General features: G+C 51.3%; 22 protein-coding genes. 10 read left to right on the top strand and 12 right to left on the bottom strand.

The annotated features are described in order from the left end of the window. Positions 1-53: 53 nt before the first annotated feature. The 6 genes from JNUCC32_RS05530 (at position 54) to JNUCC32_RS05505 (ending at position 4,282) form a co-directional block, all read left to right on the top strand. Positions 54-497, top strand: coding sequence for a DUF441 domain-containing protein (locus JNUCC32_RS05530; RefSeq protein WP_015736251.1), 444 nt, complete (start codon positions 54-56; stop codon positions 495-497). Positions 498-773: 276 nt separating this feature from the next. Next, positions 774-1,628: a decaprenyl-phosphate phosphoribosyltransferase gene (locus tag JNUCC32_RS05525; RefSeq protein WP_249732810.1), complete on the top strand. Its 855-nt coding sequence runs from the start codon at positions 774-776 to the stop codon at positions 1,626-1,628. Between the two features lie 29 nt (positions 1,629-1,657). Further along, entirely contained in the window at positions 1,658-2,290 is a 633-nt protein-coding gene (locus JNUCC32_RS05520) for an HAD family hydrolase (protein ID WP_192571314.1), read from the top strand. Then, positions 2,278-2,619, top strand: a complete 342-nt coding sequence (locus JNUCC32_RS05515; RefSeq protein WP_145037666.1) for an EamA family transporter — start codon at positions 2,278-2,280, stop codon at positions 2,617-2,619. Before JNUCC32_RS05520 ends, JNUCC32_RS05515 begins: the two co-directional genes overlap by 13 nt. Continuing rightward, complete coding sequence (locus JNUCC32_RS05510; protein WP_192571313.1) at positions 2,609-2,929, top strand: EamA family transporter; 321 nt, start codon at positions 2,609-2,611, stop codon at positions 2,927-2,929. The genes JNUCC32_RS05515 and JNUCC32_RS05510 overlap by 11 nt, the downstream gene beginning before the upstream one ends. Positions 2,930-2,989: 60 nt before the next feature. Then, positions 2,990-4,282: a DUF6080 domain-containing protein gene (locus JNUCC32_RS05505; protein WP_192571312.1), complete on the top strand. Its 1,293-nt coding sequence runs from the start codon at positions 2,990-2,992 to the stop codon at positions 4,280-4,282. 79 nt (positions 4,283-4,361) lie between these two features. On the opposite strand, the gene JNUCC32_RS05500 is transcribed toward JNUCC32_RS05505, so the two are convergent. Further along, positions 4,362-6,107, bottom strand: coding sequence for an ABC transporter ATP-binding protein (locus tag JNUCC32_RS05500; RefSeq protein ID WP_036661601.1), 1,746 nt, complete (start codon positions 6,105-6,107; stop codon positions 4,362-4,364). A gap of 250 nt (positions 6,108-6,357) precedes the next feature. On the opposite strand from JNUCC32_RS05500, the gene JNUCC32_RS05495 reads away from it, so the two are divergent. Continuing rightward, positions 6,358-6,870, top strand: a complete 513-nt coding sequence (locus tag JNUCC32_RS05495) for a hypothetical protein (RefSeq protein WP_009590651.1) — start codon at positions 6,358-6,360, stop codon at positions 6,868-6,870. A 133-nt stretch (positions 6,871-7,003) separates the two neighbouring features. Here JNUCC32_RS05495 and JNUCC32_RS05490 read toward each other — a convergent pair whose 3' ends face one another. Then, the gene (locus JNUCC32_RS05490; RefSeq protein ID WP_009590665.1) at positions 7,004-7,453 is read right to left on the bottom strand and encodes an NUDIX domain-containing protein; all 450 of its coding nucleotides are present in this window, start codon (positions 7,451-7,453) and stop codon (positions 7,004-7,006) included. A gap of 45 nt (positions 7,454-7,498) precedes the next feature. Beyond that, positions 7,499-7,804: a HesB/YadR/YfhF family protein gene (locus JNUCC32_RS05485; RefSeq protein ID WP_009590696.1), complete on the bottom strand. Its 306-nt coding sequence runs from the start codon at positions 7,802-7,804 to the stop codon at positions 7,499-7,501. Between the two features lie 585 nt (positions 7,805-8,389). Here JNUCC32_RS05485 and JNUCC32_RS05480 point away from each other — a divergent pair. Both JNUCC32_RS05480 and JNUCC32_RS05475 read left to right on the top strand, forming a co-directional pair. After that, the gene (locus tag JNUCC32_RS05480) at positions 8,390-10,147 is read left to right on the top strand and encodes an ABC transporter ATP-binding protein (RefSeq protein WP_192571311.1); all 1,758 of its coding nucleotides are present in this window, start codon (positions 8,390-8,392) and stop codon (positions 10,145-10,147) included. Then, on the top strand, positions 10,148-12,253 hold the full coding sequence (locus tag JNUCC32_RS05475; RefSeq protein WP_192571310.1) for an ABC transporter ATP-binding protein: 2,106 nt from the start codon (positions 10,148-10,150) through the stop codon (positions 12,251-12,253). Positions 12,254-12,449: 196 nt separating this feature from the next. Here JNUCC32_RS05475 and JNUCC32_RS05470 read toward each other — a convergent pair whose 3' ends face one another. The 7 genes from JNUCC32_RS05470 to JNUCC32_RS05440 all read right to left on the bottom strand — a co-directional run bounded on the left by JNUCC32_RS05470 (position 12,450) and on the right by JNUCC32_RS05440 (position 18,515). Continuing rightward, a complete protein-coding gene (locus JNUCC32_RS05470; RefSeq protein ID WP_192571309.1) occupies positions 12,450-13,376 on the bottom strand; it encodes an S-layer homology domain-containing protein in 927 nt (308 codons plus the stop codon). Between the two features lie 67 nt (positions 13,377-13,443). Next, positions 13,444-13,908 (bottom strand): hypothetical protein, encoded by a 465-nt coding sequence (locus JNUCC32_RS05465; RefSeq protein WP_015736261.1) that lies wholly within the window; start codon positions 13,906-13,908, stop codon positions 13,444-13,446. A 79-nt stretch (positions 13,909-13,987) separates the two neighbouring features. Beyond that, positions 13,988-14,719, bottom strand: a complete 732-nt coding sequence (locus JNUCC32_RS05460) for a hypothetical protein (protein ID WP_192571308.1) — start codon at positions 14,717-14,719, stop codon at positions 13,988-13,990. Then, positions 14,716-15,606 (bottom strand): ATP-binding cassette domain-containing protein, encoded by an 891-nt coding sequence (locus tag JNUCC32_RS05455; RefSeq protein ID WP_192571307.1) that lies wholly within the window; start codon positions 15,604-15,606, stop codon positions 14,716-14,718. The genes JNUCC32_RS05460 and JNUCC32_RS05455 overlap by 4 nt, the downstream gene beginning before the upstream one ends. A 5-nt stretch (positions 15,607-15,611) precedes the next feature. Then, complete coding sequence (locus JNUCC32_RS05450; RefSeq protein ID WP_192571306.1) at positions 15,612-16,853, bottom strand: ROK family protein; 1,242 nt, start codon at positions 16,851-16,853, stop codon at positions 15,612-15,614. Positions 16,854-17,018: 165 nt separating this feature from the next. Then, on the bottom strand, positions 17,019-17,357 hold the full coding sequence (locus JNUCC32_RS05445; RefSeq protein ID WP_009590455.1) for a four-helix bundle copper-binding protein: 339 nt from the start codon (positions 17,355-17,357) through the stop codon (positions 17,019-17,021). A gap of 129 nt (positions 17,358-17,486) precedes the next feature. Continuing rightward, positions 17,487-18,515, bottom strand: a complete 1,029-nt coding sequence (locus JNUCC32_RS05440) for a CobW family GTP-binding protein (protein ID WP_192571305.1) — start codon at positions 18,513-18,515, stop codon at positions 17,487-17,489. Between the two features lie 108 nt (positions 18,516-18,623). On the opposite strand from JNUCC32_RS05440, the gene JNUCC32_RS05435 reads away from it, so the two are divergent. Then, positions 18,624-19,142, top strand: a complete 519-nt coding sequence (locus JNUCC32_RS05435; protein ID WP_192571304.1) for a MogA/MoaB family molybdenum cofactor biosynthesis protein — start codon at positions 18,624-18,626, stop codon at positions 19,140-19,142. 64 nt (positions 19,143-19,206) lie between these two features. Here JNUCC32_RS05435 and JNUCC32_RS05430 read toward each other — a convergent pair whose 3' ends face one another. Together JNUCC32_RS05430 and JNUCC32_RS05425 are read right to left on the bottom strand one after the other, a co-directional pair. Further along, the gene (locus tag JNUCC32_RS05430) at positions 19,207-19,734 is read right to left on the bottom strand and encodes a hypothetical protein (RefSeq protein ID WP_096774472.1); all 528 of its coding nucleotides are present in this window, start codon (positions 19,732-19,734) and stop codon (positions 19,207-19,209) included. A 92-nt stretch (positions 19,735-19,826) separates the two neighbouring features. Next, complete coding sequence (locus JNUCC32_RS05425) at positions 19,827-20,825, bottom strand: NADPH:quinone oxidoreductase family protein (RefSeq protein ID WP_192571303.1); 999 nt, start codon at positions 20,823-20,825, stop codon at positions 19,827-19,829. Positions 20,826-21,606: the final 781 nt, after the last annotated feature.

The raw sequence follows: 21,606 nt of genomic DNA, 5'->3' as shown, positions 1-21,606 counted from the left end.
GCTCATCGGTAATTCATACTTTCTGATATCTAAATCATAAGGAGTGATCTCCATTGGACGTAACCTCGCTCATTCTGCTGGCTATGGCGGGCCTGGGCATTATCAGCAGCAATTCCGCCGTGACCATAGCCATGCTGGCATTGCTGCTCATCCGCGTCACCGGCTTCCAGCAAGCCTTCCCATGGCTTGAGAAATACGGGCTGACCCTCGGCATCATAATTCTCACCATCGGCGTGATGTCTCCGCTGGCGAGCGGCAAAATGAGTCTCCAAACGATCGGCGAATCCTTCCTGAATTGGAAGTCGCTTCTGGCCATCGCCGTCGGCATGCTTGTCGCATATCTGGGCGGACGCGGAGCCACGCTGATGGGCAGCAACCCTACGGTAGTCGCCGGCCTGCTCGTCGGCACCGTGCTCGGGGTAGCCCTGTTCCGCGGCGTGCCCGTCGGCCCGCTTATTGCCGCCGGCCTGCTGTCCTTACTTATCGGCAAATCGTGAAGTCTCACGGAACAACTGTTATTTATATAGGAAAATAGGATAAAGGCCAAAAACCTCCCTGCCGGTTTCATGAACCTTAAGGGAGGTTTATTTGTTCTATATTTAAGTACCATGCCGGACGGGCCGTTACCATATATAGTCTATTTTATGGTATGATAGCTATCGTATTTTAACGGCTTTTCCCGTAATCCCCTAAGAATTAGGATGTATCAGGAGGTAACACAATTGTCTTCAACGAATACCGAATCGGCCGCTGCCCCGTTAAAGCAGCTTCCCATGCTGCTCTTCAGGCAGCTAAGGCCGAAGCAATGGACCAAAAATTTGTTAATATTTGCAGCCCCCCTCTTCTCGTTTGAAACGGTAAATCCGGGGTCGCTTGTTGAAACCCTGATCGGTTTCTTCCTGCTGTCCTTCGTTTCGGGCTGCGTCTACATTGTGAACGATTATGCCGATCGCGAAGCTGATCGCAACCATCCGGTGAAGAAATACCGGCCCATGGCCTCGGGAGCACTCCCGCCTAAGCTGGCTGTCGTGTTCGGCATACTGCTGCTGATCGCTTCGCTGGCCGTCTCTTATCTGCTCAATCCGCTGTTTACCGCATTACTGCTGCTCTATTTTGCCATGAACGTAGCTTATTCCTTCCGGCTGAAACATGTTGTCATCATCGACATCATGATTATCGCGGCCGGGTTTGTGCTGCGCGCGATCGCAGGCGGGCTCGTCATTCACGTCCCGTTCACGCCCTGGTTCCTTTTATGTACCATGCTGCTATCGCTCTTCCTGGCGATCGGCAAGAGACGGCATGAGCTTCATCTGCTGCAGCATGACAAGGGCTCTCACCGCAAGGTGCTTGATCAATACTCGTTTGATCTGCTCGACCAGATGAGCAGCATCGTCACAACGGCAACCATCATCAGTTATTCGCTCTTTACCTTTACGTCCGGCAGGACCGTTCATCTTATGTGGACCATTCCGCTCGTCATCTACGGGATGTTTCGGTATCTTTATCTGATTCATATCGAGAAAAAGGGCGGTGCCCCGGACCGGGTGCTCCTGGAGGACTCGCACATCCTGGTCACCGTGATCCTCTATGTCATCAGCGTTATCGGAATATTGATCTATTTTGAGTAATTAAAAAAACGGCAATTGAGGGAAATTTCATGAATCAGAAATTCGCTATTTTTGACATCGACAAAACGGTCATCCATACGGACTCCATGTTTCGATTTTTGAAGTACGGCATACGAAAACACCCAACCACGACATCGGTCATCCTGAAAGTCGTGCTGCATTCCGTGCTCTACAAGCTCCGTCTCCTGGAAGCCGAAAAGGCAAAAAGCGCTTATTTTCATGCGATGCGCCATATGGATGACGCCGACCTGAAGCATTTTTACGAAACGGAATTGAAGCCTGCCATCTTCCCGGATGCGCTGAAGGAAATGCAGCTAAAAAAAAGCGAGGGTTATCATGTCCTGCTCGTAACCGCGTCCCCCGACGCTTACATGAGATATTTTGCGGAGCTGCCCTGCGTCGACGCGGTCATTGCCACGAAATTATCCGTTCGGGATGGGCGTTTCACGTCGATGATTGAAGGAAACAACTGCAAGGGGGAGGAGAAAGTGAACCGGATTCAGCAATACTTAAGCGAGCAGCGGCTGGCCATTGATTACGACTCTTCCTGCGCGTACTCCGATTCCTTATCCGACCTGCCGATGTTTCGGCTTGTTAAGCACAAATATTTGATCAATCAAAAGTCCGCCCATGGATGCGAGGGATTAACATGGAACAAGTAAAAGCGCAGAGTGCCCCGCGCCACCTAGGCAAGCTGTTTATGGTCTTATCGGCTTTTTTGACGGCGACCGGCCAGCTGTTCTGGAAATGGGGACACGCCAATTTGGTGTATATGGGAATCGGATTTGTCTGTTACGGCCTGGGAGCCATCCTCATGATCAAATCGTTTTCCCTGGAGAAGCTGTCCGTTGCTTATCCCCTGATGTGCATCAGCTATATCGTGGCTTTGTTTTACGGGGATTTCTTTCTGGATGAGCCGTTAACCTTGAAAAAGCTGGCCGCCGTGGCCCTGCTTGGAATCGGGGTGACATTAACCTCCTATGAAAAGTGACGTGCCGCTGTACTTGCTTCTGCTCCTAATGACCTTGCTGGGCTCGCTGGGCAGCGTATTCTTCAAAGGATATACCGCGGGTAGACGAATCAAGCTGCTGCTGATCGGTTTTCTTAGCTACGGTTTGGGAGCCTTGTTAAACATTTACCTGCTGGGGAAACTTCCGTATACGCTGGTGATGCCGGCCAATGCCCTTACGTTCCTGTGGGCGCTGCTGTTTGCCAAACTGGTGTTCAAGGAAACCATCGGCATTCGAAAAATCGCCGGCGTCGCCTTTATCATATCCGGATTGCTGCTGCTGATCTGGTAAACGAATGCCGCTAGGCCGAATCTCAATACATATCACGGATAGATTGGTGGAACGAAAAACATGACTTTTTTCAGTTATTTATTTGGAAATAGAAAAGATAATTACACGGCGGTCGGGCTAAGCGTCTGCCTTGCCTTATGGTATGTATTCATGAACCTTCCCTTCGTGACATACATCAAGGATCACGCAGCCGAATTGATGCCTCACAGCCCCTTCTACGGTGCGCCCTTTACGCTGAATCTATTTAACTTCGACCCTTCGATGGAATATGGACCGGAAAATATTTCGATCATCCATCCGTTCATTAATTTCCTGACGAGTCCGCTAACAACGATGATCGGGAGCTCCAACCTCCCTTATCTTCTGATTCAATCCGTCTTGAACGCCTTTAGTGCAGCTTTGGTTTATTACATCGTTCGGCGAAGCGGAGCCGGCTGGCTGCTGTCCTTCGTAACGGCGGCTTTCTTCGGTATCAGCTCATATTCGCTGTTCACGGCATTCATTCCGGATTCATACGCGTATGCCCAATTCATGATCATTTTGTCGGCCGCTTATTTGCACTACAGCCGGTTGGAGGACCGGTATGCCGTCATGCCGAATGCCTCCCTGGCCCTGATTAATTTCGGGATCACGTCCACGAATGTGGCAACGTTCGCTGGAGCGCTGCTGATCAGCCTGTTCGATCGACGCCGAATGGATACGTTCAAAAGGTTTATCATCATTATGCTGATTTTTCTGGGAATGGTGGTGATCGTCACCCTGCTTCAGCACTTGCTGTTCTCCGGTAAGTCATGGATCGCGAACGTGTTTTCAAGCGTGCAGAATGGTGCGCTCAGCTATGTTTCGCCCTTTTCATGGGAGCATCATTCCCGGGTCTTCTACATGCTGTTTGTAAGCCCGATCCTGTCGCCTGAGCTTGCCATGATCGATCCGGGAATCGCTGCGTTCGTGACAGATCTGGCCAAACCGTATCCGATCCATGTCCATATCGTCGGGATCGGGGTACTGCTCCTAGCCGTTCTGTCCTTCATCAAGGGCATCCGTTCCCGGGATACCTGGGCATTTTCAATCTATATTCTGTTCGCCATTCTGCTGCACATCATCGTGGGGTTCGGTTTGGCCACATATGCTTACGATCTCTACCTCTACGCAGGACATTATCTGTTTGCGCTGTTCGTGCTTGCTGCGCTGTTCATTGCCAAGACGAAGAGCCTCCGGCTTCAACAAGTCCTCACCGGCATCATGGCTCTGTTCCTGCTCATCACGCTCGTCAACAATATCGTGCTGCACGGTCAGTCGCTGGACTATATTCAGACGACCTATGATACGGTGTTCAAACATATCGAGAAATAAGACTGTAAAAAAATCAAAAGACCCGTCCCCTGAAGCATGGCCGAATACCATGCCTAAGAAGGACGGGTCTTTCGTGTAATTAAGTCTCCAAATGCTGCACGTTGTACAGTCTGGCGTAGCTTCCATCCAGAGTCATCAGCTCGCCGTGCGTGCCCTGCTCCGTAATTCTTCCATTCTCCAGCACAACGATTTGATCGGCGTGCGTTATGGTCGAAAGACGATGGGCGACGATCAATGTGGTGCGGTTATTGGATAGGGATTGAAGCGCCTGCTGGATCAGATGCTCGGACTCCAAATCCAGCGCCGAAGTCGCCTCATCCAGCACCAGAATGTCCGGATCCTTGAGAAAGACGCGGGCGATCGCCAGCCTTTGCTTCTGACCTCCCGACAGCTTGACGCCGCGTTCGCCCACTTCCGTGTCATAGCCTTGCGGCAGCTGGGTAATGAAGTCATGGGCATTGGCGGCTTGGGCAGCGGCGACGATCGCGGCTTCATCCGCCTCCGGATTGCCGAACAGAATATTTTCTCGGACGGTGCCGCTAAACAGGAAGTTGTCCTGCAGGACCATGCCCACCGATCCGCGCAGGCTGTCCAGCGTCAAATCCCTGACATCGTGGCCGTTAATCTTCACCGCGCCCTGCTGCACATCGTAGAATCTCGGAATCAGTCCGATCAGGGACGATTTGCCGCCGCCGCTCATGCCGACGAACGCAATCGTCTGTCCCTGCCGAATGGTCAGGTTAATATCTTGAAGCACCCATCCCGCAGCGTCATTGTATTTGAAGGAGACACGGTCGAATTCGATCTGTCCCGCGGTCTTAAGCGTTTTGGCATTCGGACGGTCCACGATGTCATACGGCTCGTCCATTAGCTCCTTGACCCGCTCCAGCGACGCTGAGGCCTGCGTCAGCACCGTTGAAGAGTTAATCAGGCGGCGAAGGGGCGCATACAATCTGTCGAGATAACCGAAGAAGGCAACAAACGTACCTAATGTCAGATCTCCCTGGATCACCCGGTAGCCCCCGTACCCGATAACCAGAATAGGCGCAATATCGGTCAGCGTGTTAATCACCGAGAAAGTCAATGCATTCCAGCGCGTCTGGGCCATCGCTTTATTCAGGAAATTTCCGTTGATGCCTTCGAATTTCTTCTGATCATAACGCTCCAGGGTAAAGCTTCGGATGACCGAGATCCCTTGAATCCGCTCATGCAGGTATGCCTGAATGCCCGCGAGAGCCTGCGACCGGTCTTTGGTCAAGCGCTTAAGCCGTTTATAGAGTAAGTTCACCGCTAGTCCGTAGAGAGGCAGAATCGAGATGGCAACCAGCGTCAAAACGGGATTCATGAAGAGCATGACCACTAATACGAACAGCAATGTGAACATATCCAGCCAGATGTTCATCATGCCGACTTCCACCAGGTTTTTCGATTGCTCCACATCATTGATAAAACGCGATATCGCCTCGCCGACCTTGGTATTCTGGTAGTAACGGAGGGACAACCGCTGCAGATGCGCATACAGCCGGTTACGCATATCAAACAAAATACGGCTCGTAATGAACTGCGCAAAATACTGCCGCAGGTATTCCACCGGACCGCGAACGATGACAAACAGCACCAGCGTCCCCCCGAGAATCCACATCAGATCCTGGATTTTCTGCTCGATGCTCATCTGCTGATTGATCAGCAGATCATCCACGACATATTTCATGATCATGGGCAGCAATAACGGGATCGCGAATTTGATCATGCCGATGATGAGGGTGAGAATGATCCACTTCATATACGGCTTAACGAACGGATAATAGATTTTCCATGACTTCAAAGGTGAATCACAGCCCCTTTCTTCAGGTTATAGAATGCACAAAGTTTTCTGCGAAGGTGAACCCCTTCGATAATCGCAAGAAAAACGCCCTTCTAAACGCTGTCTGCCTTCTGTAAAGGTACATCGATGGAGGTTTTTCTCAAGGGACATCCATCTTGTGACAGACGAAGAGCAGTTGACATTTGAGAGCTTCAATGCTTTATTAGTTCTAAACTCATGAAATGTATCATGTCTGCAGGAGGATTTAGTCATGACCAGAATTTTCGTGACGGAGGCGGTCATGCTGGCCATTTACGGTCAGCTGTTAGTACCACCCAAACCCGTCGAATACATCATTCCATACACCACGATTTTGGAATTATATGAGCTTCATACCACGGAGGAACATCTCATGAATAGCAGTGCTGATGACCAGCACGTCAAAATAAAGATCGGCGAATTGATATCATATTTCGAAGAGCCGCTGAACAAAAAGAAAATCGAGCGGGCCCTCCAGGTTCCCTGGTCCAAAAGCCCGACCATTCCCGTTAGCGAAACCACTCGGGTCTCGGTCATGAACACCATGGACACCGCACCGTACGGAGAGTCCTTCGATCCCATTGAGACCGAGCTGCTGCTGGCTTCCCAAAAAGCGGAGGCTCCCATATTGACCGATCAATACGAGTTGATTCAGCGCATCGTTGAAAGCGCTCTTCCCGTACAGGTCTATGATATCGACGATTTTGACTTTGCGCTGGAGGTCCCGTTATCCGGGCAGCCGTAAGGTGTACATGCATACACAAGGCAAAAGGAGTCCCTGCCCCGGTTTGAATGGGGCAGGGACTCCTCATGTTGACCGAAAAAAATTCCCCGTACGGGGAATTTAAAGCATGCACATCTGCCTCCACGAACGAGCCTCAGCTCTTCTTTTTTATCTTATCGAGCAAGCGGATCGTGATCGCATCCATAGCGGGCAATGCCTGGAAATCAAAATATTTAAGAGATACTTCCGTATTCGGGGACAAATGAATGGCGCTGTGCAGACCGGTTGCCGCGTAAACGCCGATTACATAATATACCTCATCTCCACCAAGCTGCTTCTTCATATACTCCGGACCTGATACAAGGTCCAAGAGTCGCATATCGTCCGCGGTCAGGCCGCTCTCTTCCCACAGCTCTCTGGAGGCTGTGTCTTCAAGAGCTTCGCCGGGCTTCAGGTTTCCGATCGGGAGTCCCCACTCGTCCCTGTTCTGACGTTTCAGGAGAAGAATCTCTCCGTTATCGTTCAGCACAAGCACCGCCGCTTTCACACGGACCACCGAACGTTTGCCGATATACTGGCGAATATCACGGTGATATACGCTCATCTTGGGAACCTCCTTTCCCTAGATGGCGCGCAGTCTCTCATCAGGTTAATTTACTGCGCCCTCTTCTTCATAAATATACGAAATGTCATCCAAGGATTCCTCATATTTCACGCGTAGCGTATACCCTTTCAAATACCACAGATCCTGCTCTTCCATATAGAAAGTTACCTCTTCCGAACGCTCCGTCAGTCCTGCTTCCCTTGGCTCTTCTACCGAAATACCGAGCGAAAAGCCGGGATGGAGCCCGCCGCCTGAGCTATAGCGTGGAAAGAAGCGAACGAACGTGCCGGCTTGAAGGTCGAGCTCCTTCTTGTACCAACGTGCTGCCTGATCGCTGACTTGAATTTGCATGTGTCGTGCACCCTCCTTAGACGTTATTTTATGTTGATCCCTATCTTTTTGGCAGACCGGAGATCATAGGGACGGTATCCATATTTAGCTGCAATATTATCATAACGCATACGCACGTTAGGATACAAATCATTTTGATAATTAAATAGTGACATAAGGTTCCGGCCTTCCTTCACTATAAGAATGACTCGCGGGGATCCGAAAAAATAAGTTTGACACATTCCAGTTCATGGTGATAAAATTCAGTCCATACGAGATCGATTTGAATAAAATGTAAAATGACGAAGAAAGGGTGAGTGACATGCTGAAATTGTTTGCGATGGATAAAGATCATCTGGATCATCATTCCCTACAATTCAATATGGATCGACTCCCCGCTGGTGCTGTCTCATCATCATCAAGCCTCGTTCGTTCGTTATCTGAATGAATTAGAACGAAGCTGCTGACCTTTGCGCGGAAGTCATGATCACCGTGCGTATGATAAGTTCAAAATTAATGAAGCATATCGTCCGTCGTCGGATGATGTGCTTTTTTTGGTTTTTGCGGATGATATGATGCCAGAACGATACGAAAGGAAGGGATAATGTGTTTGCCGTACTTAAAAATTTAGGCTGGTTTTTCAAGCGTGAGAAAAAACGTTATTTGATCGGCCTGGCGCTGCTCATCTTTTGCGGATTGGTTGAGCTTCTGCCGCCGCTCCTGCTCGGAAACGCCATTGACGATATCGTCAGCAGTTCCATAACCTGGGCGTCCCTCGTCCAATACCTGCTCATGATTCTCGGCATCGTTGCTGTCGTATATTGTGCCACGTACATATGGATGCACCGTTTATTCGGAGGAGCAAACCTCGTGGAACGCCTGCTCCGTACCCGGTACATGAACCATTTGCTGCGGATGCTTCCTCCGTTTTTCGAGCGCAACCGTACCGGGGACCTGATGGCCAAGGCGACGAATGACCTTCGCTCCGTGGCTGCAACCGCCGGCTTCGGCATGCTCGTCATGACGGACTCCACCATCTACTTGATCGTCGTCCTGTTCGCCATGGGTTTCATCGTCAGCTGGAAGCTGACGCTGGCGGCGATTCTGCCGATGCCGATCATTGCCATCGGCATGGTGATCTACGGAAGAGCCATTCATAAGCGCTACACGCTGGCTCAAGATGCCTTTGGAGACATGAACGACCAGGTGCTGGAGTCCGTAGCCGGCGTGCGCGTCATCCGCGCTTATGTGCAAGAACGCGCCGATCAACAGCGCTTCCAGGATATTACGGATGACGTATATCGCAAAAATCTGGCGGTTGCCAAAGTGGATGCCTTATTCGAGCCGACCATCAATTTTTCCATCGGTCTCAGCTACGTCATCGGTTTGGCCTACGGGGTGTACCTCGTGTTCCAAAATCAAATCACGCTCGGAGATCTCGTATCGTTCAATATGTACCTCGGGATGATGATTTGGCCGATGTTTGCGATCGGGGAATTGATCAATATCATGCAGCGGGGTAACGCCTCGCTGGATCGGGTCAACGAAACCTTGAAGACGCCGCCGGATGTTGCCGACGTCGCGGATCCCGTAGACGTGAAGGTTCCGGACACGATTCAATTTAAGGATGTCACCTTCCGTTACCCGACCTCGACGATCGAAAATTTGCAAAATATCAGCTTTACGCTGCAAAAAGGGCAGACGCTAGGCGTTGTAGGACGCACGGGCAGCGGTAAATCGACGCTGCTGAAGCAGCTTCTGCATGAGTATCCGACCGGAACCGGGGATATCCTCATATCCGGCGTGCCGATGGAGAGGCTCGCGACCGATCAGCTCCACGGCTGGATCGGGTATGTGCCGCAGGAGCAGATCCTGTTCTCCAAGACGGTGCGCCAGAACATCCAATTCGGCAAGAAAGATGCCAGCGACGAATTGATCATGGAGGCGATTACGACCGCTGCGTTTGACCGCGATCTGGTCACCCTGTCCGATGGTCTTGATACCGTTGTCGGCGAAAAAGGCGTGGCGCTGTCCGGCGGGCAAAAACAGCGGGTATCCCTGGCCCGGGCTTTCATCGGCGATCCTGAAATCCTGATTCTGGACGATTCCTTGTCCGCGGTGGATGCGCGCACGGAAGCCAGGATCATCGATAATATCCGGAGCAAGCGCGCCGGTAAAACGACCCTGATCTCCACGCATCGCCTCTCGGCGGTCCAGCATGCCGATCTGATCGTCGTGCTGGAGGACGGCCGAATCACGGAGCAGGGAACCCATGATGAACTGCTGGAACTCGGCGGCTGGTACCGCGAGCAATTCGAACGCCAGCAGGTGGAAAACAATCTGACCTCGGAGGAGGTGTCTTAATTGACTCCAAGCGATACAACCATCTCGAATGAATCCGGAATTGCCAAACGACTCTTCCGCTATGCCTTAACGGCTAAGGGCACCTTCATCACCGCCCTGATTCTGCTGGCCATCGGCGTTGCCGCGGAGCTGGCAGGGCCCTTCATCGCGAAAACGATGATCGACGAGCATATCCTGGGCATCGAGCGTCCCTATTATGAGACGACGCAGGCTCAGGGTGCCGCATCCTATAACGGAACTTATTATAAACGCGAGGATCGCTTTCAGGAAGGCGAGACGCGAGGCCGGGAAGTGCGCCTCGTTCAGGCAGGCCGCAGCTTCTATTTCATTGATGAGCCGGTAACCCGAACCGAGGGAAACCGTTCCTTCCAGGATGGCGTATTGACGATTTCCTACGCCTCGGAAGAGCTGCAATACCCGGCCGTCAAATTAACCAAGGAACAGCTGTTTGAATTTTACAAGCCCGAGCTGCCCAGCATTTATAAACTCGTCGGCCTGTTCCTGATCTGTCTTCTGATCTCCATGATAACGGTATTCGGCAGAACGTACTGGCTCCAATCGGCAGCCAATCGGGTCATCCAGAAGCTGCGTACCGATGTATATGCCCATATACAGCGCTTGCCCGTCAACTTCTTCGATAATCTGCCGGCTGGCAAAGTCGTATCCCGGGTAACCAATGACACCGAAGCGGTAAAGGACCTGTTCGTTGCGGTATTATCCAACTTCAGCTCCGGCGCCGTCTATATCACGGGTGTTTATGTCGCCCTGTTCCTTCTGGACGTCAGACTGGGCTTGATCAGTTTGTTTGTCATCCCGATGCTGATTGTATGGACCATCCTGTACCGTAAATTCGCAACCAAATACAATACGGTCATCCGCTCCCGTCTGAGCGAGATTAACGCCATTATCAATGAATCCATTCAGGGTATGGCCATCATCCGTGTATTCCGCCGCCAAAAAGCGACCCAGGACGAGTTCGAGGCGCTAAACGCGGATTACATGGCCCATCAGAACAAAATGCTGAATCTGAATTCCTTCACCACGCACAACCTGGTCAATGTGCTGCGTAACGTTTCCTTTGTGGTCGTGCTCTGGTATTTCGGTTCGGCATCGCTGAACGGTGCCGGGATCGTTTCGATCGGCGTGCTGTACGCCTTCGTCGATCTGCTCGGCCGCATGTTCCAGCCGATTACCGGCATGGTCAACCAGCTGGCCGCGCTCGATACCTCCATCGTCTCCGCCAAGCGGGTATTCGAGCTGATGGATGAAACGGGCGAAAAAGTAACGGACGGCTCCATGCCGCGATATTTGGGGAATGTGGAGTTTCAGGACGTATCGTTCGCTTACAAGAAGGACTACGTGCTGAAGAACATTTCGTTTGAAGCGAAGCAAGGACAGACGGTTGCGCTTGTCGGGCATACGGGCTCGGGCAAAAGCTCCATCATCAATCTGCTGTTCCGTTTCTACGACCCGCAAAAAGGCACCATCACGATTGACGGCCAGCCTGTCACCGATATTCCGAAGCAGTGGCTCCGCAAGCATATGGGAATCGTGCTGCAGGATCCGTACCTGTTCACCGGCACCATTGCATCCAATGTCAGCCTGGGCGATCCGGACATTACCCGTGAACAGGTAGAGCAGGCCCTTCGCGACGTAGGTGCAGATCGGCTCCTGGCCCATCTGCCGCAAGGCTTTGATGAGCCGGTGCTGGAGAAAGGCAGCACGCTTTCCGCCGGTCAGCGCCAGTTGATCTCGTTTGCCCGTGCATTGGCGTTCAACCCGGCCATACTGATCCTTGATGAGGCCACCGCTAACATCGATACCGAGACGGAAGCCTTGATTCAAGACGCGCTGGAGGTTCTGAAGCGCGGACGTACAACGTTTATCATCGCTCACCGCTTATCCACGATCCGCAGCGCCGATCAGATTCTGGTCCTTCACCGCGGAGAAATCGTGGAGCAGGGTTCCCATGACGAATTGATGGCCTTGGGCGGAAGGTACTTTAAAATGTACCAGCTCCAGCAAGGAAGCTCGCCTTCGGTTCCGGAGAATAAGGAAACGGTGCTGGCCGCTTCCAACAGCAAATTGGCCGGAGGGCATTTATAGATCAAGTTAGGCAAAGCTAACGCAGTCATTGAAGACAGACCGAGGTTAATCGTAGTTTTTCTTGCGATATCCGGAAGTTCCAAGCTTCGAAGTTTATACTTTCCGACGCTATAAAAAGGCTGTCCCTGTCGAATGTATCATTCGCTTGGGGACAGCCTTCTTTTTTACATCGTATTCTGGCGGCACATGACAAGAATTACTTTGCCGAATCAAGAGTACCGGCTGCTTTGACCGTGATTTTGGTGTATTTGGACGGCACGAGCACGTCATCGGACGATTTTGAGATGACCTGCGGGTACATTTTGTCCGGATCGGGTTGCACCACCTTGAAGTAGATTACGGCTTCGGTGTCGCTTACATAGTCGACCGAAGTAATTTTAATGCCATATCCCGGATTCGGCAGATCTTCCTTGGTTACCGTGACTTTGTTCTGCGATTCGTCCACCTTGACAACGCTTGTGCTTACATCCGGTTCAGATTGCGCCGGCTCTTCGGGTGTCATGTTCTTCTGATGCTCCTCAATGAAGCGAATGGAATTGTATACGAGCTCTGCGGCTTCGATTCGCGATAAACTCTTCGTTGGATGGAACTTGTCGTTCGCGTCCAGCTTCGCGATTTTGGTTAACAGCAGGAATTGCACGGCCCCCCGGCTCTCCTCTTTCATCAGATCCTCGTCGGCCACATGCAAATACATCATGATCACGGGATAATTCCCGGTCTTCTGAATTGCTTCCGAGAGCAAGGTCGCGAACCCTTCGCGCGTGATCGGCTCATTCCATTTCATGTCCGCGGATACCGACAATCCGTTCTGAGCCGCAATGTTCACGGCTTCGGCAAACCAAGCATCCTTCGGAACACTGTCGAACGAGCGGCCCGTAAAGTTCGGCTGCACCTCCAGGCCGGCCGCATTCACGATCATTTGCACCGCCTGAGCGGTCGTTATCGTCTTGGACGGAGCGAATTTGTCGGCGCTGATGCCCTGGATAATCCCTTTCGATTGCAGTTCCTTCACCATTTGCAATGGCTTCTCCTCTTGTATATCCGTAAAAGCAGAGGCGGCGCCGGCACCGAGCAATGACGAAGTGACAAGCATAGCGGTTAATAATTTGGTTGTTTTTTTCATAGTTACACCTCCTATTATTCCTGACGCAGAGGTGCTGGAATATGTTTCATCTGAAGCGCATTTTCTTCTACACGCTTTTTTCGCTATCCAGGCCCAGCTTTATATACATCTCGCGGGAGTAACCTTGAAGCTTCTGCTCCAGCGCTTGGGCTTGGTCCTTAAATGCCGTCAGCTCCCGAATCATTCGGGAACGGCCGGCCGGGCTAAACGTCTCATGGATCCGTTCTTTGAAATAATCATGAACGATATAGTTTCGCTGCTTCCATACTTCTTTTAATTGAAGCGTCTCTTCCTCGGAGAACGGAAAGTAATGCTGGATCTCATGGACCAGCTGGCCCAGGGAGCTGCTTAGTTTCCGCTGATATAATTGGGTGAAATCTTCCTCTGAAGGCACATTCCCTTGAGAAAGCTTGATCAGCATCAACAAATTCGCGAGCTGCTGCTCAAGGGCCTGTGAATAATACACCGCTAATCCGAAATAGGCAAACAGCTCTTTGGAGTGGTCACTGTCCAGCAGTCGAGTTTGTTTCATGGTATCCTCCTCTAGTATTGGCTGTCTTTACCGTTTCTATTTGTGTATATTCCTATGGTAAAGGAAGACTCCTCCTACTTCAACCTACTTTTCGGATCATGGACGCCGCATCCTTGCGGGAAGCCGTCCATAGATAAACAGCCAGTAATATAAATCCGTAGATGAAGGAATAGGCGATCGTCAGGAGTTTGACGGCCGGTGACCGCTCGTCGGCATGCATGAACAGGTCCATCATGACGGAGACAGGCGGCAGCAAGTAAGGGATGATTCCCCAATAAGCATGATCGAACTGGACAATGGATTGACCGGCCAAGGAAACAATGATCACGATGAATAGTAACCCTGCCGCTCTTCCCTGGTTCTCCATGAAGCCGAACTGAAAGAAAACGGACAGCGAAATGCCCAGCAAGGACATTGCGACATGTCCCGCATAACCAAGTGCAAGCTCGGAGAATGTAATCGGCTTATCGAACATCCCGAACATGACAGGATAAAGGACAGCGAATGCACTGAATAGGATGGACAGAAGACTTACCGTGATATATTGGGCGGCATAAAACCGTAGGGCCTTGCCGCTATGAACAATCAGGAGCATCGTTTGACGCCCTAGATCGTGATTGTGGAAATTCAACCCCAGCCAAGCTGAGCCGACAAACAGAAAGACTGCCGTCACGGCATAACTGTCCATGATCGGGTTAGGCCGGTAGGAGTAGAGGAACACCACCGAGATCAGCATGAATGCAATCGGAGCGAAGTATCGATAAGATCTTGTGTAACTGGCAAGCAAGTAACGAATCAGGGATCCCATCATGTTCCCTCCCCCTCCATAGGCTGGCCCGAACCCGGGCGCTCGGGCTCTTTCATCTCCCCGCGCCAAGGCTCAAGCCGTATCAGCGAACCGCCAGACTGCAAAATTTCCAGCAGCATGTCGTCCGTTGCCTGCCGCGTAACCATCATCGATGCCGGGTTGCCTCTGGATATCCAGTAGAGAAACCCGGGGCGGCGTTCAAGCTCCAGCATGTTGTCTGGCGAAACGTGCGTGAATTCCAGCTTCATCCGCTCTAAATGCGGACTCCTTTCAAGCAATCCGTCCCGCTCGATCCGCCCCTGCCGCAGCCGCGTCTCCCGGTCAGCCAGCGATGCAATAAGCAGCGGCTCGTGAACGGACATCACGATAGCCGTTCCTTGTCTTTTGATCTCGGTCAGAATGCCGATCATCTCCATCTGGGAGGACTCGTCCAATCCCGAAAGCGGCTCATCCAGAAGCAGCAGATCGGGCTGGCTAAGCAAGGCCTGCATGATATTGACCTTTTGCAGCATCCCCTTGGAGCATAGCGTCATCTTCATGTCCTGCAATTGAAACACATTCAGCATGGCATCGATCCGCTTCGCGGCTTCTTGTTTGTCCATGCCCTGAATGCCGGCCATATGGCGCAAATATTCGGAAGGGCGAAACCGCAGCGCAGGAAAACGTTCCGGTACATAGCCGACGCGCAGCGATGTCCCATATTCGATCCTGGACCCTTCAGACGGGTTAGCAAGCCCCGCTATCACATGCAGCATGGTGCTCTTGCCTGCGCCATTGCTTCCCGTTATCGCAACGCACTCAGCGCGGGAGATGCTCCAGGTGATGTTATGCAGGACGGCATACTTGCCGAAACGCTTATGTACTCCGTTCAATTCCAGCAGCTCCTGCAAACACTTCAACTCCTGTTCACGTATTCTGGTGTTTGTATTTCGTTCAGGTATTTTTCGAACACGATCGTGCCGGCGCCTATGACGCCCGCATACTCTCCCAACTCGGATGGCTGAAGCACGATTTTATCGTGAAAGCTGGACAAGCTTCTGTTATATGATGTTTCTCTTACATATGTGAAGTAATCCGGGTACCGGTTCGCAAGGACTCCACCGATGATCATCGTTTCCGGGGTTAGCAGGTTAATGACATTAGCCAGGGATATACCGACATAACGAGCCGATTCGTTCAGCATATTGGCAGCCAATGGATCTCCGTCCAGACCGGCCGTGATCACATCGGTGATGTCCAATCCGTGATCATTGCCATCAAACGAGGATTGAAGAGAACTGACAGCTCCGCGCCGCAGCTCTTCTCCGACCCTGCGGACGATGGCCATACCGGATGCGATCGCTTCCAGGCAGCCGGTATTGCCGCAATTGCAGCGCGGACCGTCAATATCGATCGTGCAGTGCCCGATCTCACCGGCTCCATAAGGGTAACCCTGATATATTTTCTGGTTGAAGATCAATCCGCTTCCGATCCCGATATCCGCATCCACATATACCAAATGGTTGAAATGCCTGCCGTTTCCATACCATAACTCACCGAGTGCCATCACGTTAGCGTCCTTCTCGATTTGCGTCGGAAGCTCCGTATTCTCCTCGATCAGTCCCTTTAATCGTACCTGATGCAGTCCGGGAAGGTTCGGCGGAGACAGAATCTTGCCTTGGACCGGATCAAGCGGTCCCGGTGCTCCTACCCCTATACCGATGATTTGGGACTTCAGGCCCGACTCGTCCAATACGTCTTGGATCGTGGAGATTATGACATTCACCACGCTGCCGCGATTGGCGTTATTTTCAAAGGAGGAACGTTTCTCCATCATCGCTTTCCCCTGCAAATTAATGACAGCCGCTCTTACAGAGGAGGCGCTGATATGAACGCCAACCGTGTAAATATCACCGGGATTCAAGGAGATGAGTTTGGGCTTCCTGCCCCGGCTGGACTCGTCGTAAAACCCGGCTTCAGCAATCAATCGATCCTTCATCAGCTCATCCACCAAATTGTTCACGGCGGTAAACGTCAAATTCATCTTGGCCGCGATTTCCGCTTTCGTTAAACTGCCGTAGTCGCGGAGCAGCGCGATTATGCCGATACGATTCAGGTTTTTGACATGCCGATTGTTCTTGCCAACGGAACTGTTCATCTTACAACCTCATTCTTTTTACCCATATTGTTCTTCCCTCTCACACATCTATCATAGGGGAAAATTCGGAGTTAGTAAAATCCATTACTCGAACCGCAAATGAAAAGCCTGACCTCCTAATCGGAAATCAGGCCTAATTATATCACGCATTAGAAACTTGTTAGATTAAACGTGGCTCAGCATTTCGCGGCATGCCTCGGCACATTTCCGGCATGCTTCCGCACATTGTTTGCAATGCTCATGATCATGCTTCTCGCACTCTTCCGCGCAAGCCAGGCATGCCTTGATGCACAGCTCGCAAATCTCCTTAACGTAAGGGCTTTTGCGGGACATGGCTTGAGCCGCAAACGCGCAAATATCCGCACACTCTCTATCGAGTGTAATACAATCGCGAAGCATGGCCAGCTCGTATTCTTTCAGGCAGGATACATAGCATACATTGCAAGCGTTCATACATTGGAGACATGCTTCGATGCATTCTTTATATTTGAGTTCATTTAACATTGGATAGATCCTCCTTGTAGTTATTACGCTATGCCTTTGTATTAAACGTTCGACTGCCCTCTGAATCAAACCCGGCCAGAAAGTCCCAAGGTACAATTGCCCAGAATGGTCAGGCAAAAAATGGCTGACTTATGCCCGGCTTGTCTTCCCCTCCAGCTGTTCAAGCTGCTCCCTTAGCAGCGATTTCTGAAAATGCTCCCCGATAAACACCACCACATCCGGCACTTGGCCCTGGGGCGTTATTTTCATGAAATCGGATTCGCGAAACGCGTACTGGAACAAAAAACGGCTGTTCGTATCGCTGAAAGTGAGAATGCCCTTCGCCCGGTATACATCTCTTGGCAGCCCGGCTATCAATCGTTCGAACTCCACGCTGTTTACCGGATGGCTGAAGTAGTATGTGTACGACATGACATGATCATGGGAGCCATGTTCATGTGTATGGTTGTGGTCATGCTTATGGCTGTTGGCTTGCTCGTTCTTGTCTGTGTGCTCATGGGCATCCCCGGCCTCGCGATGATGTACAATCGAATGCTCGTTCCGTTCCCCGGGATCGCTTTGCAGCAAATCTTCAACATTCAAGTCGCAGCGCACCGAAGGAACAATCGGGGCATGCGGATTCCACCGCTTCACCAGCTCTCGAATCGTCTCTCTGTCCCGGTCCTCGACCAGGTCCATTTTATTAAGGACAAGCGCGGAGGCTGCGCGAATCTGCTCCTGCATCAACCGGTAGGTCTTTCCCTTCTGCTCTATGTTCAAATGCAGCAGATGCGCGGCATCCACGACGGTGATCAGTTTTTTCACGTCAATTCTCATATATAATGAAGCTTCCGCGGTTGCGTCCAGAATCTCCATCGGATTGGCGATCCCCGTCGCTTCGATAACGATGACATCCGGCCGCTCCCGCTGGATCAGCATCGCGATTTCGGATGATAAATCGGAACGAATGGTGCAACAGATGCAGCCGCTCAGCATCTCTGCAGTCGGCACCGCTTCATCGGCTGCCAGCCCTTCAATGTTAACCTCGCCGATCTCGTTCATGACAATGGCCGGCCGCAATCCCTGCTGCTTGAAGGAGGCAATGAGGCGGCTAAGCAATGTCGTTTTTCCACTGCCGAGAAAACCTGATAAAATATAAATGGGTGTTACGTGCTCCACGTTCCATACTCCTTTGCGCACATTGTTTATTATGCTAGCGAGTGTACTACATTTCATCCGTCAACCGCAAGCGTCCCGCCATTAACTGAACAGGAGTTGTCATAACGCATGAATTCGACGCAAGAACATAAACAGCAATCCCCCGCTTCCGTGAACTGTATGGTGATTACGGTTTCGGACACGCGAACGAAGGACACGGACAAGAGCGGCAAACTGATGATCGGCTTGCTTGAAGAAGCCGGACATGCGGTCGTGTCATACAGCATTGTTCCAGACGACTACGAAACGATCCGTGAAACGATTTATTCCGCGGTCAGCGCTCCGGAGATCGATATCGTGTTATTAACCGGCGGAACAGGCATCTCGAGCCGGGATACCACCTATGAAGCGGTCTCTTCGCTGCTGGATAAAGAACTCCCGGGATTCGGAGAGATCTTCCGCTTCCTTAGCTTCACCGAAGATATCGGGTCTGCGGCTATTTTAAGCCGCGCGATCGGCGGCACGATAAGCCACACGGCCGTCTTCTCGATGCCGGGTTCCAGCGGCGCCGTAAAACTTGCGATGAACCGTATCCTCCTGCCTGAGCTGCGGCACGTCAAATATGAGCTGGATAAACACCGATCATAACCAACTCACGCCTGGCACCATGCAAAAGGCCGGATGCATATGGGCATCCGGCCTTAGCTGTATCCTAACTGCTGGCGCGTCGTTGATGTTTGGCGAGCAGGGAGGGCGCTATTTTTTTGACCTGATCATAATAGTTATCCGTTTTGTCGCCCGTCGACGTATATACGATGGACGTTTCCTTGTCACTTATGATCAGATTATGCCCGCCGGCCGCATTGGCATCCCCTTCCGTTACGCCATAGATTTCCTTGAGCCCTTTTTCCCTGGCCGCTTGATCCTGATAGACATACACGGTAATAAACTGGCTTGCATCATAATTGATCCGGTATTGATACGTGATATTGCCGACGTTGTCCTCTACATAGGTTTCGTTGGTCAACGGCATATTGGCCTGGTTGAACGAGGCTTGGAGATCCTCAAGGAATTTTCCGTTCATGCCCCGGCCAGATATCCGGGCCTCTCTGGAGCCTTCCTCGTAAGCCCTCATGTTATATAGGCGCATCTCGTCCTTGGCCACCTGCTTGGAACAACCGACCGATATGGCAAGAATGGAACAAAGCAATAAAGCGGTGACGATTCTGCGATAATTCATGTTCACTCACCCTTCCTTAGGTGTCAGAGGTTGCCTTCCCTTAGATTGCCTGAGGATGAGGAACATTATGCGTATGCGAAATCAGGGTAATATTACAAAGCGATGACGCTTCTTCCAACCGCCCCGCCTTTAAGAATGGTGTTCAGCACTACAGGCAGATCGGTTAGTCCGTAATCGGTAATTCCTTCTTGAAGCACGGATGCCGGCTTCCATTCATCGGCCAGCTTCGACCATACTGATCGGCGGTAGGCCATTGGGCAGTACACCGAGTCGATGCCCAGGAGATTGATTCCCCTCAGTATGAACGGAAACACCGTCGTTTCAAACGCACCGCCGCCCGTCATGCCGGAAACGGCGACGCTTCCGCCGTATTGTACGCTTTTCAGGATGGCGCCCAAGTGATTACCACCGACGGGATCTACCACGGCTGCCCATCGCTCGGCAGAGATGGCCCCCTTGGAGGCAGCCGCAGCTTCTTCCCTGGATATCACTTCATGGGCTCCCAGCTGTAAAAGCCAGTTCCTCTGACTGGATTTTCCTGTGGATGCCGTCACGTGATAGCCTAACTGGCTTAGGATGGACACTGCGAAGCTGCCTACTCCCCCCGTTGCTCCCGTAACTAGGACGGAACCCTGTTCCTGCCGCAGTCCATTCCGTATCAAGGCTTCTATCGATAATGCAGCCGTAAACCCTGCAGTTCCGATGGCCATCGCATCACGCGGTGACAAGCCCTGCGGCAGCGGGACAAGCCATTCTCCCTTTACCCTCGCATATTGGCTGAACCCGCCTTCATGAGATACCCCTAATTCATAACCGGTACAAAGAACGGCATCGCCCTCCTTGTAATCCGCATGAGCGGAATGCACGACCGTCCCTGCCAGGTCAATGCCCGGAATGAACGGGTACCGGCGGACAATTTTTCCTTCCGGTATGCTGGCCAGCCCGTCTTTATAGTTAACCCCGCTGTATAACACCCGCACGATAACGTCGCCTTCGGGCAGCCGATCCAAACTCATGTTCTCCACGCTGCCGCGAACCCCATGCTCATCTCGACGAAGCACATAGGCTTGAAATTCGGTTTCGTTGTCCACACATATCACTCCTTGGGTTAGTTTAGGTGCTGTAAAGCAATCTGGATTGGCACCATGAACAAGTCGAAGCTTTATACATGCTCTCGGAATATGGCGACTTATGCGCTTTCCCGAGAAATGATCCAGTATCGTCTTTTATAATCAGAATTGTGTTATTATGGAAAAAAGAATACTTTTATAAAAAAATTATCAGCTGGAGTTGAAATCCACGTTATGACTCATTTTGATTATGGATCTAGACGTAGATCCTTCCGCTTCTCATTCTGGCTCACTCTGGTGACACTATTTCTGTTACCGGTCGTCCATAAACCGATCAACCAGATTTTTGGATTCCTTGGTATACATACACAATCAGGGGGCATTGCCGGCTCGTTTCTCGTTTTCTTTCTAAGCTTGGGTCTCGTTCTAACGCTGTTTAGACTCGTCTTCTGGGTTTTCCCTTTAATTACCTGGCCTGGTCTCAAAGTGTACGTACTAATCGGCCTCCTCTTCATATTAATGACAGGGATCTACGAATACACAAGCACACACCGCTCGATCGAAGCGGCGGTATTCGAGGAGAAACATGCTTTTTTTGAAGCACCTTACAGCATTAATCATGCTGAAATCATACAATCCGAATTAACCTCTGAGAAGGCTTATTCTTTCGTGGTGACATCTAGAGCGGGACTACAATTATCCGTCTATACCAAAGGATGGTTCGGATGGAAGATGTCCGCCGTATCTATATTATACCCTTCTCCCAAGAATCCCTCTTCTCCGTCCGTATTCTCGGAGACAA

Source organism: Paenibacillus sp. JNUCC32, assembly GCF_014863545.1.
GTDB classification, from domain to species: Bacteria; Bacillota; Bacilli; order Paenibacillales; family Paenibacillaceae; genus Paenibacillus_AQ; species Paenibacillus_AQ lautus_A.
The sequence above is the reverse complement of the archived record's forward strand: the minus strand, read 5'-3'. Positions and strand labels throughout refer to the sequence as shown.

What these genes read in the sequence shown, in the direction of transcription:
- JNUCC32_RS05525 (WP_249732810.1), top strand. Translation starts at nt 774, where the DNA reads ATGCTGCTCTTCAGGCAGCTAAGGCCGAAGCAATGGACCAAAAATTTG.
- JNUCC32_RS05520 (WP_192571314.1), top strand. Translation starts at nt 1,658, where the DNA reads ATGAATCAGAAATTCGCTATTTTTGACATCGACAAAACGGTCATCCAT.
- JNUCC32_RS05515 (WP_145037666.1), top strand. Translation starts at nt 2,278, where the DNA reads ATGGAACAAGTAAAAGCGCAGAGTGCCCCGCGCCACCTAGGCAAGCTG.
- JNUCC32_RS05510 (WP_192571313.1), top strand. Translation starts at nt 2,609, where the DNA reads ATGAAAAGTGACGTGCCGCTGTACTTGCTTCTGCTCCTAATGACCTTG.
- JNUCC32_RS05505 (WP_192571312.1), top strand. Translation starts at nt 2,990, where the DNA reads ATGACTTTTTTCAGTTATTTATTTGGAAATAGAAAAGATAATTACACG.
- JNUCC32_RS05495 (WP_009590651.1), top strand. Translation starts at nt 6,358, where the DNA reads ATGACCAGAATTTTCGTGACGGAGGCGGTCATGCTGGCCATTTACGGT.
- JNUCC32_RS05490 (WP_009590665.1), bottom strand. Translation starts at nt 7,453, where the DNA reads ATGAGCGTATATCACCGTGATATTCGCCAGTATATCGGCAAACGTTCG.
- JNUCC32_RS05485 (WP_009590696.1), bottom strand. Translation starts at nt 7,804, where the DNA reads ATGCAAATTCAAGTCAGCGATCAGGCAGCACGTTGGTACAAGAAGGAG.
- JNUCC32_RS05470 (WP_192571309.1), bottom strand. Translation starts at nt 13,376, where the DNA reads ATGAAAAAAACAACCAAATTATTAACCGCTATGCTTGTCACTTCGTCA.
- JNUCC32_RS05465 (WP_015736261.1), bottom strand. Translation starts at nt 13,908, where the DNA reads ATGAAACAAACTCGACTGCTGGACAGTGACCACTCCAAAGAGCTGTTT.
- JNUCC32_RS05460 (WP_192571308.1), bottom strand. Translation starts at nt 14,719, where the DNA reads ATGATGGGATCCCTGATTCGTTACTTGCTTGCCAGTTACACAAGATCT.
- JNUCC32_RS05450 (WP_192571306.1), bottom strand. Translation starts at nt 16,853, where the DNA reads ATGAACAGTTCCGTTGGCAAGAACAATCGGCATGTCAAAAACCTGAAT.
- JNUCC32_RS05445 (WP_009590455.1), bottom strand. Translation starts at nt 17,357, where the DNA reads ATGTTAAATGAACTCAAATATAAAGAATGCATCGAAGCATGTCTCCAA.
- JNUCC32_RS05435 (WP_192571304.1), top strand. Translation starts at nt 18,624, where the DNA reads ATGAATTCGACGCAAGAACATAAACAGCAATCCCCCGCTTCCGTGAAC.
- JNUCC32_RS05430 (WP_096774472.1), bottom strand. Translation starts at nt 19,734, where the DNA reads ATGAATTATCGCAGAATCGTCACCGCTTTATTGCTTTGTTCCATTCTT.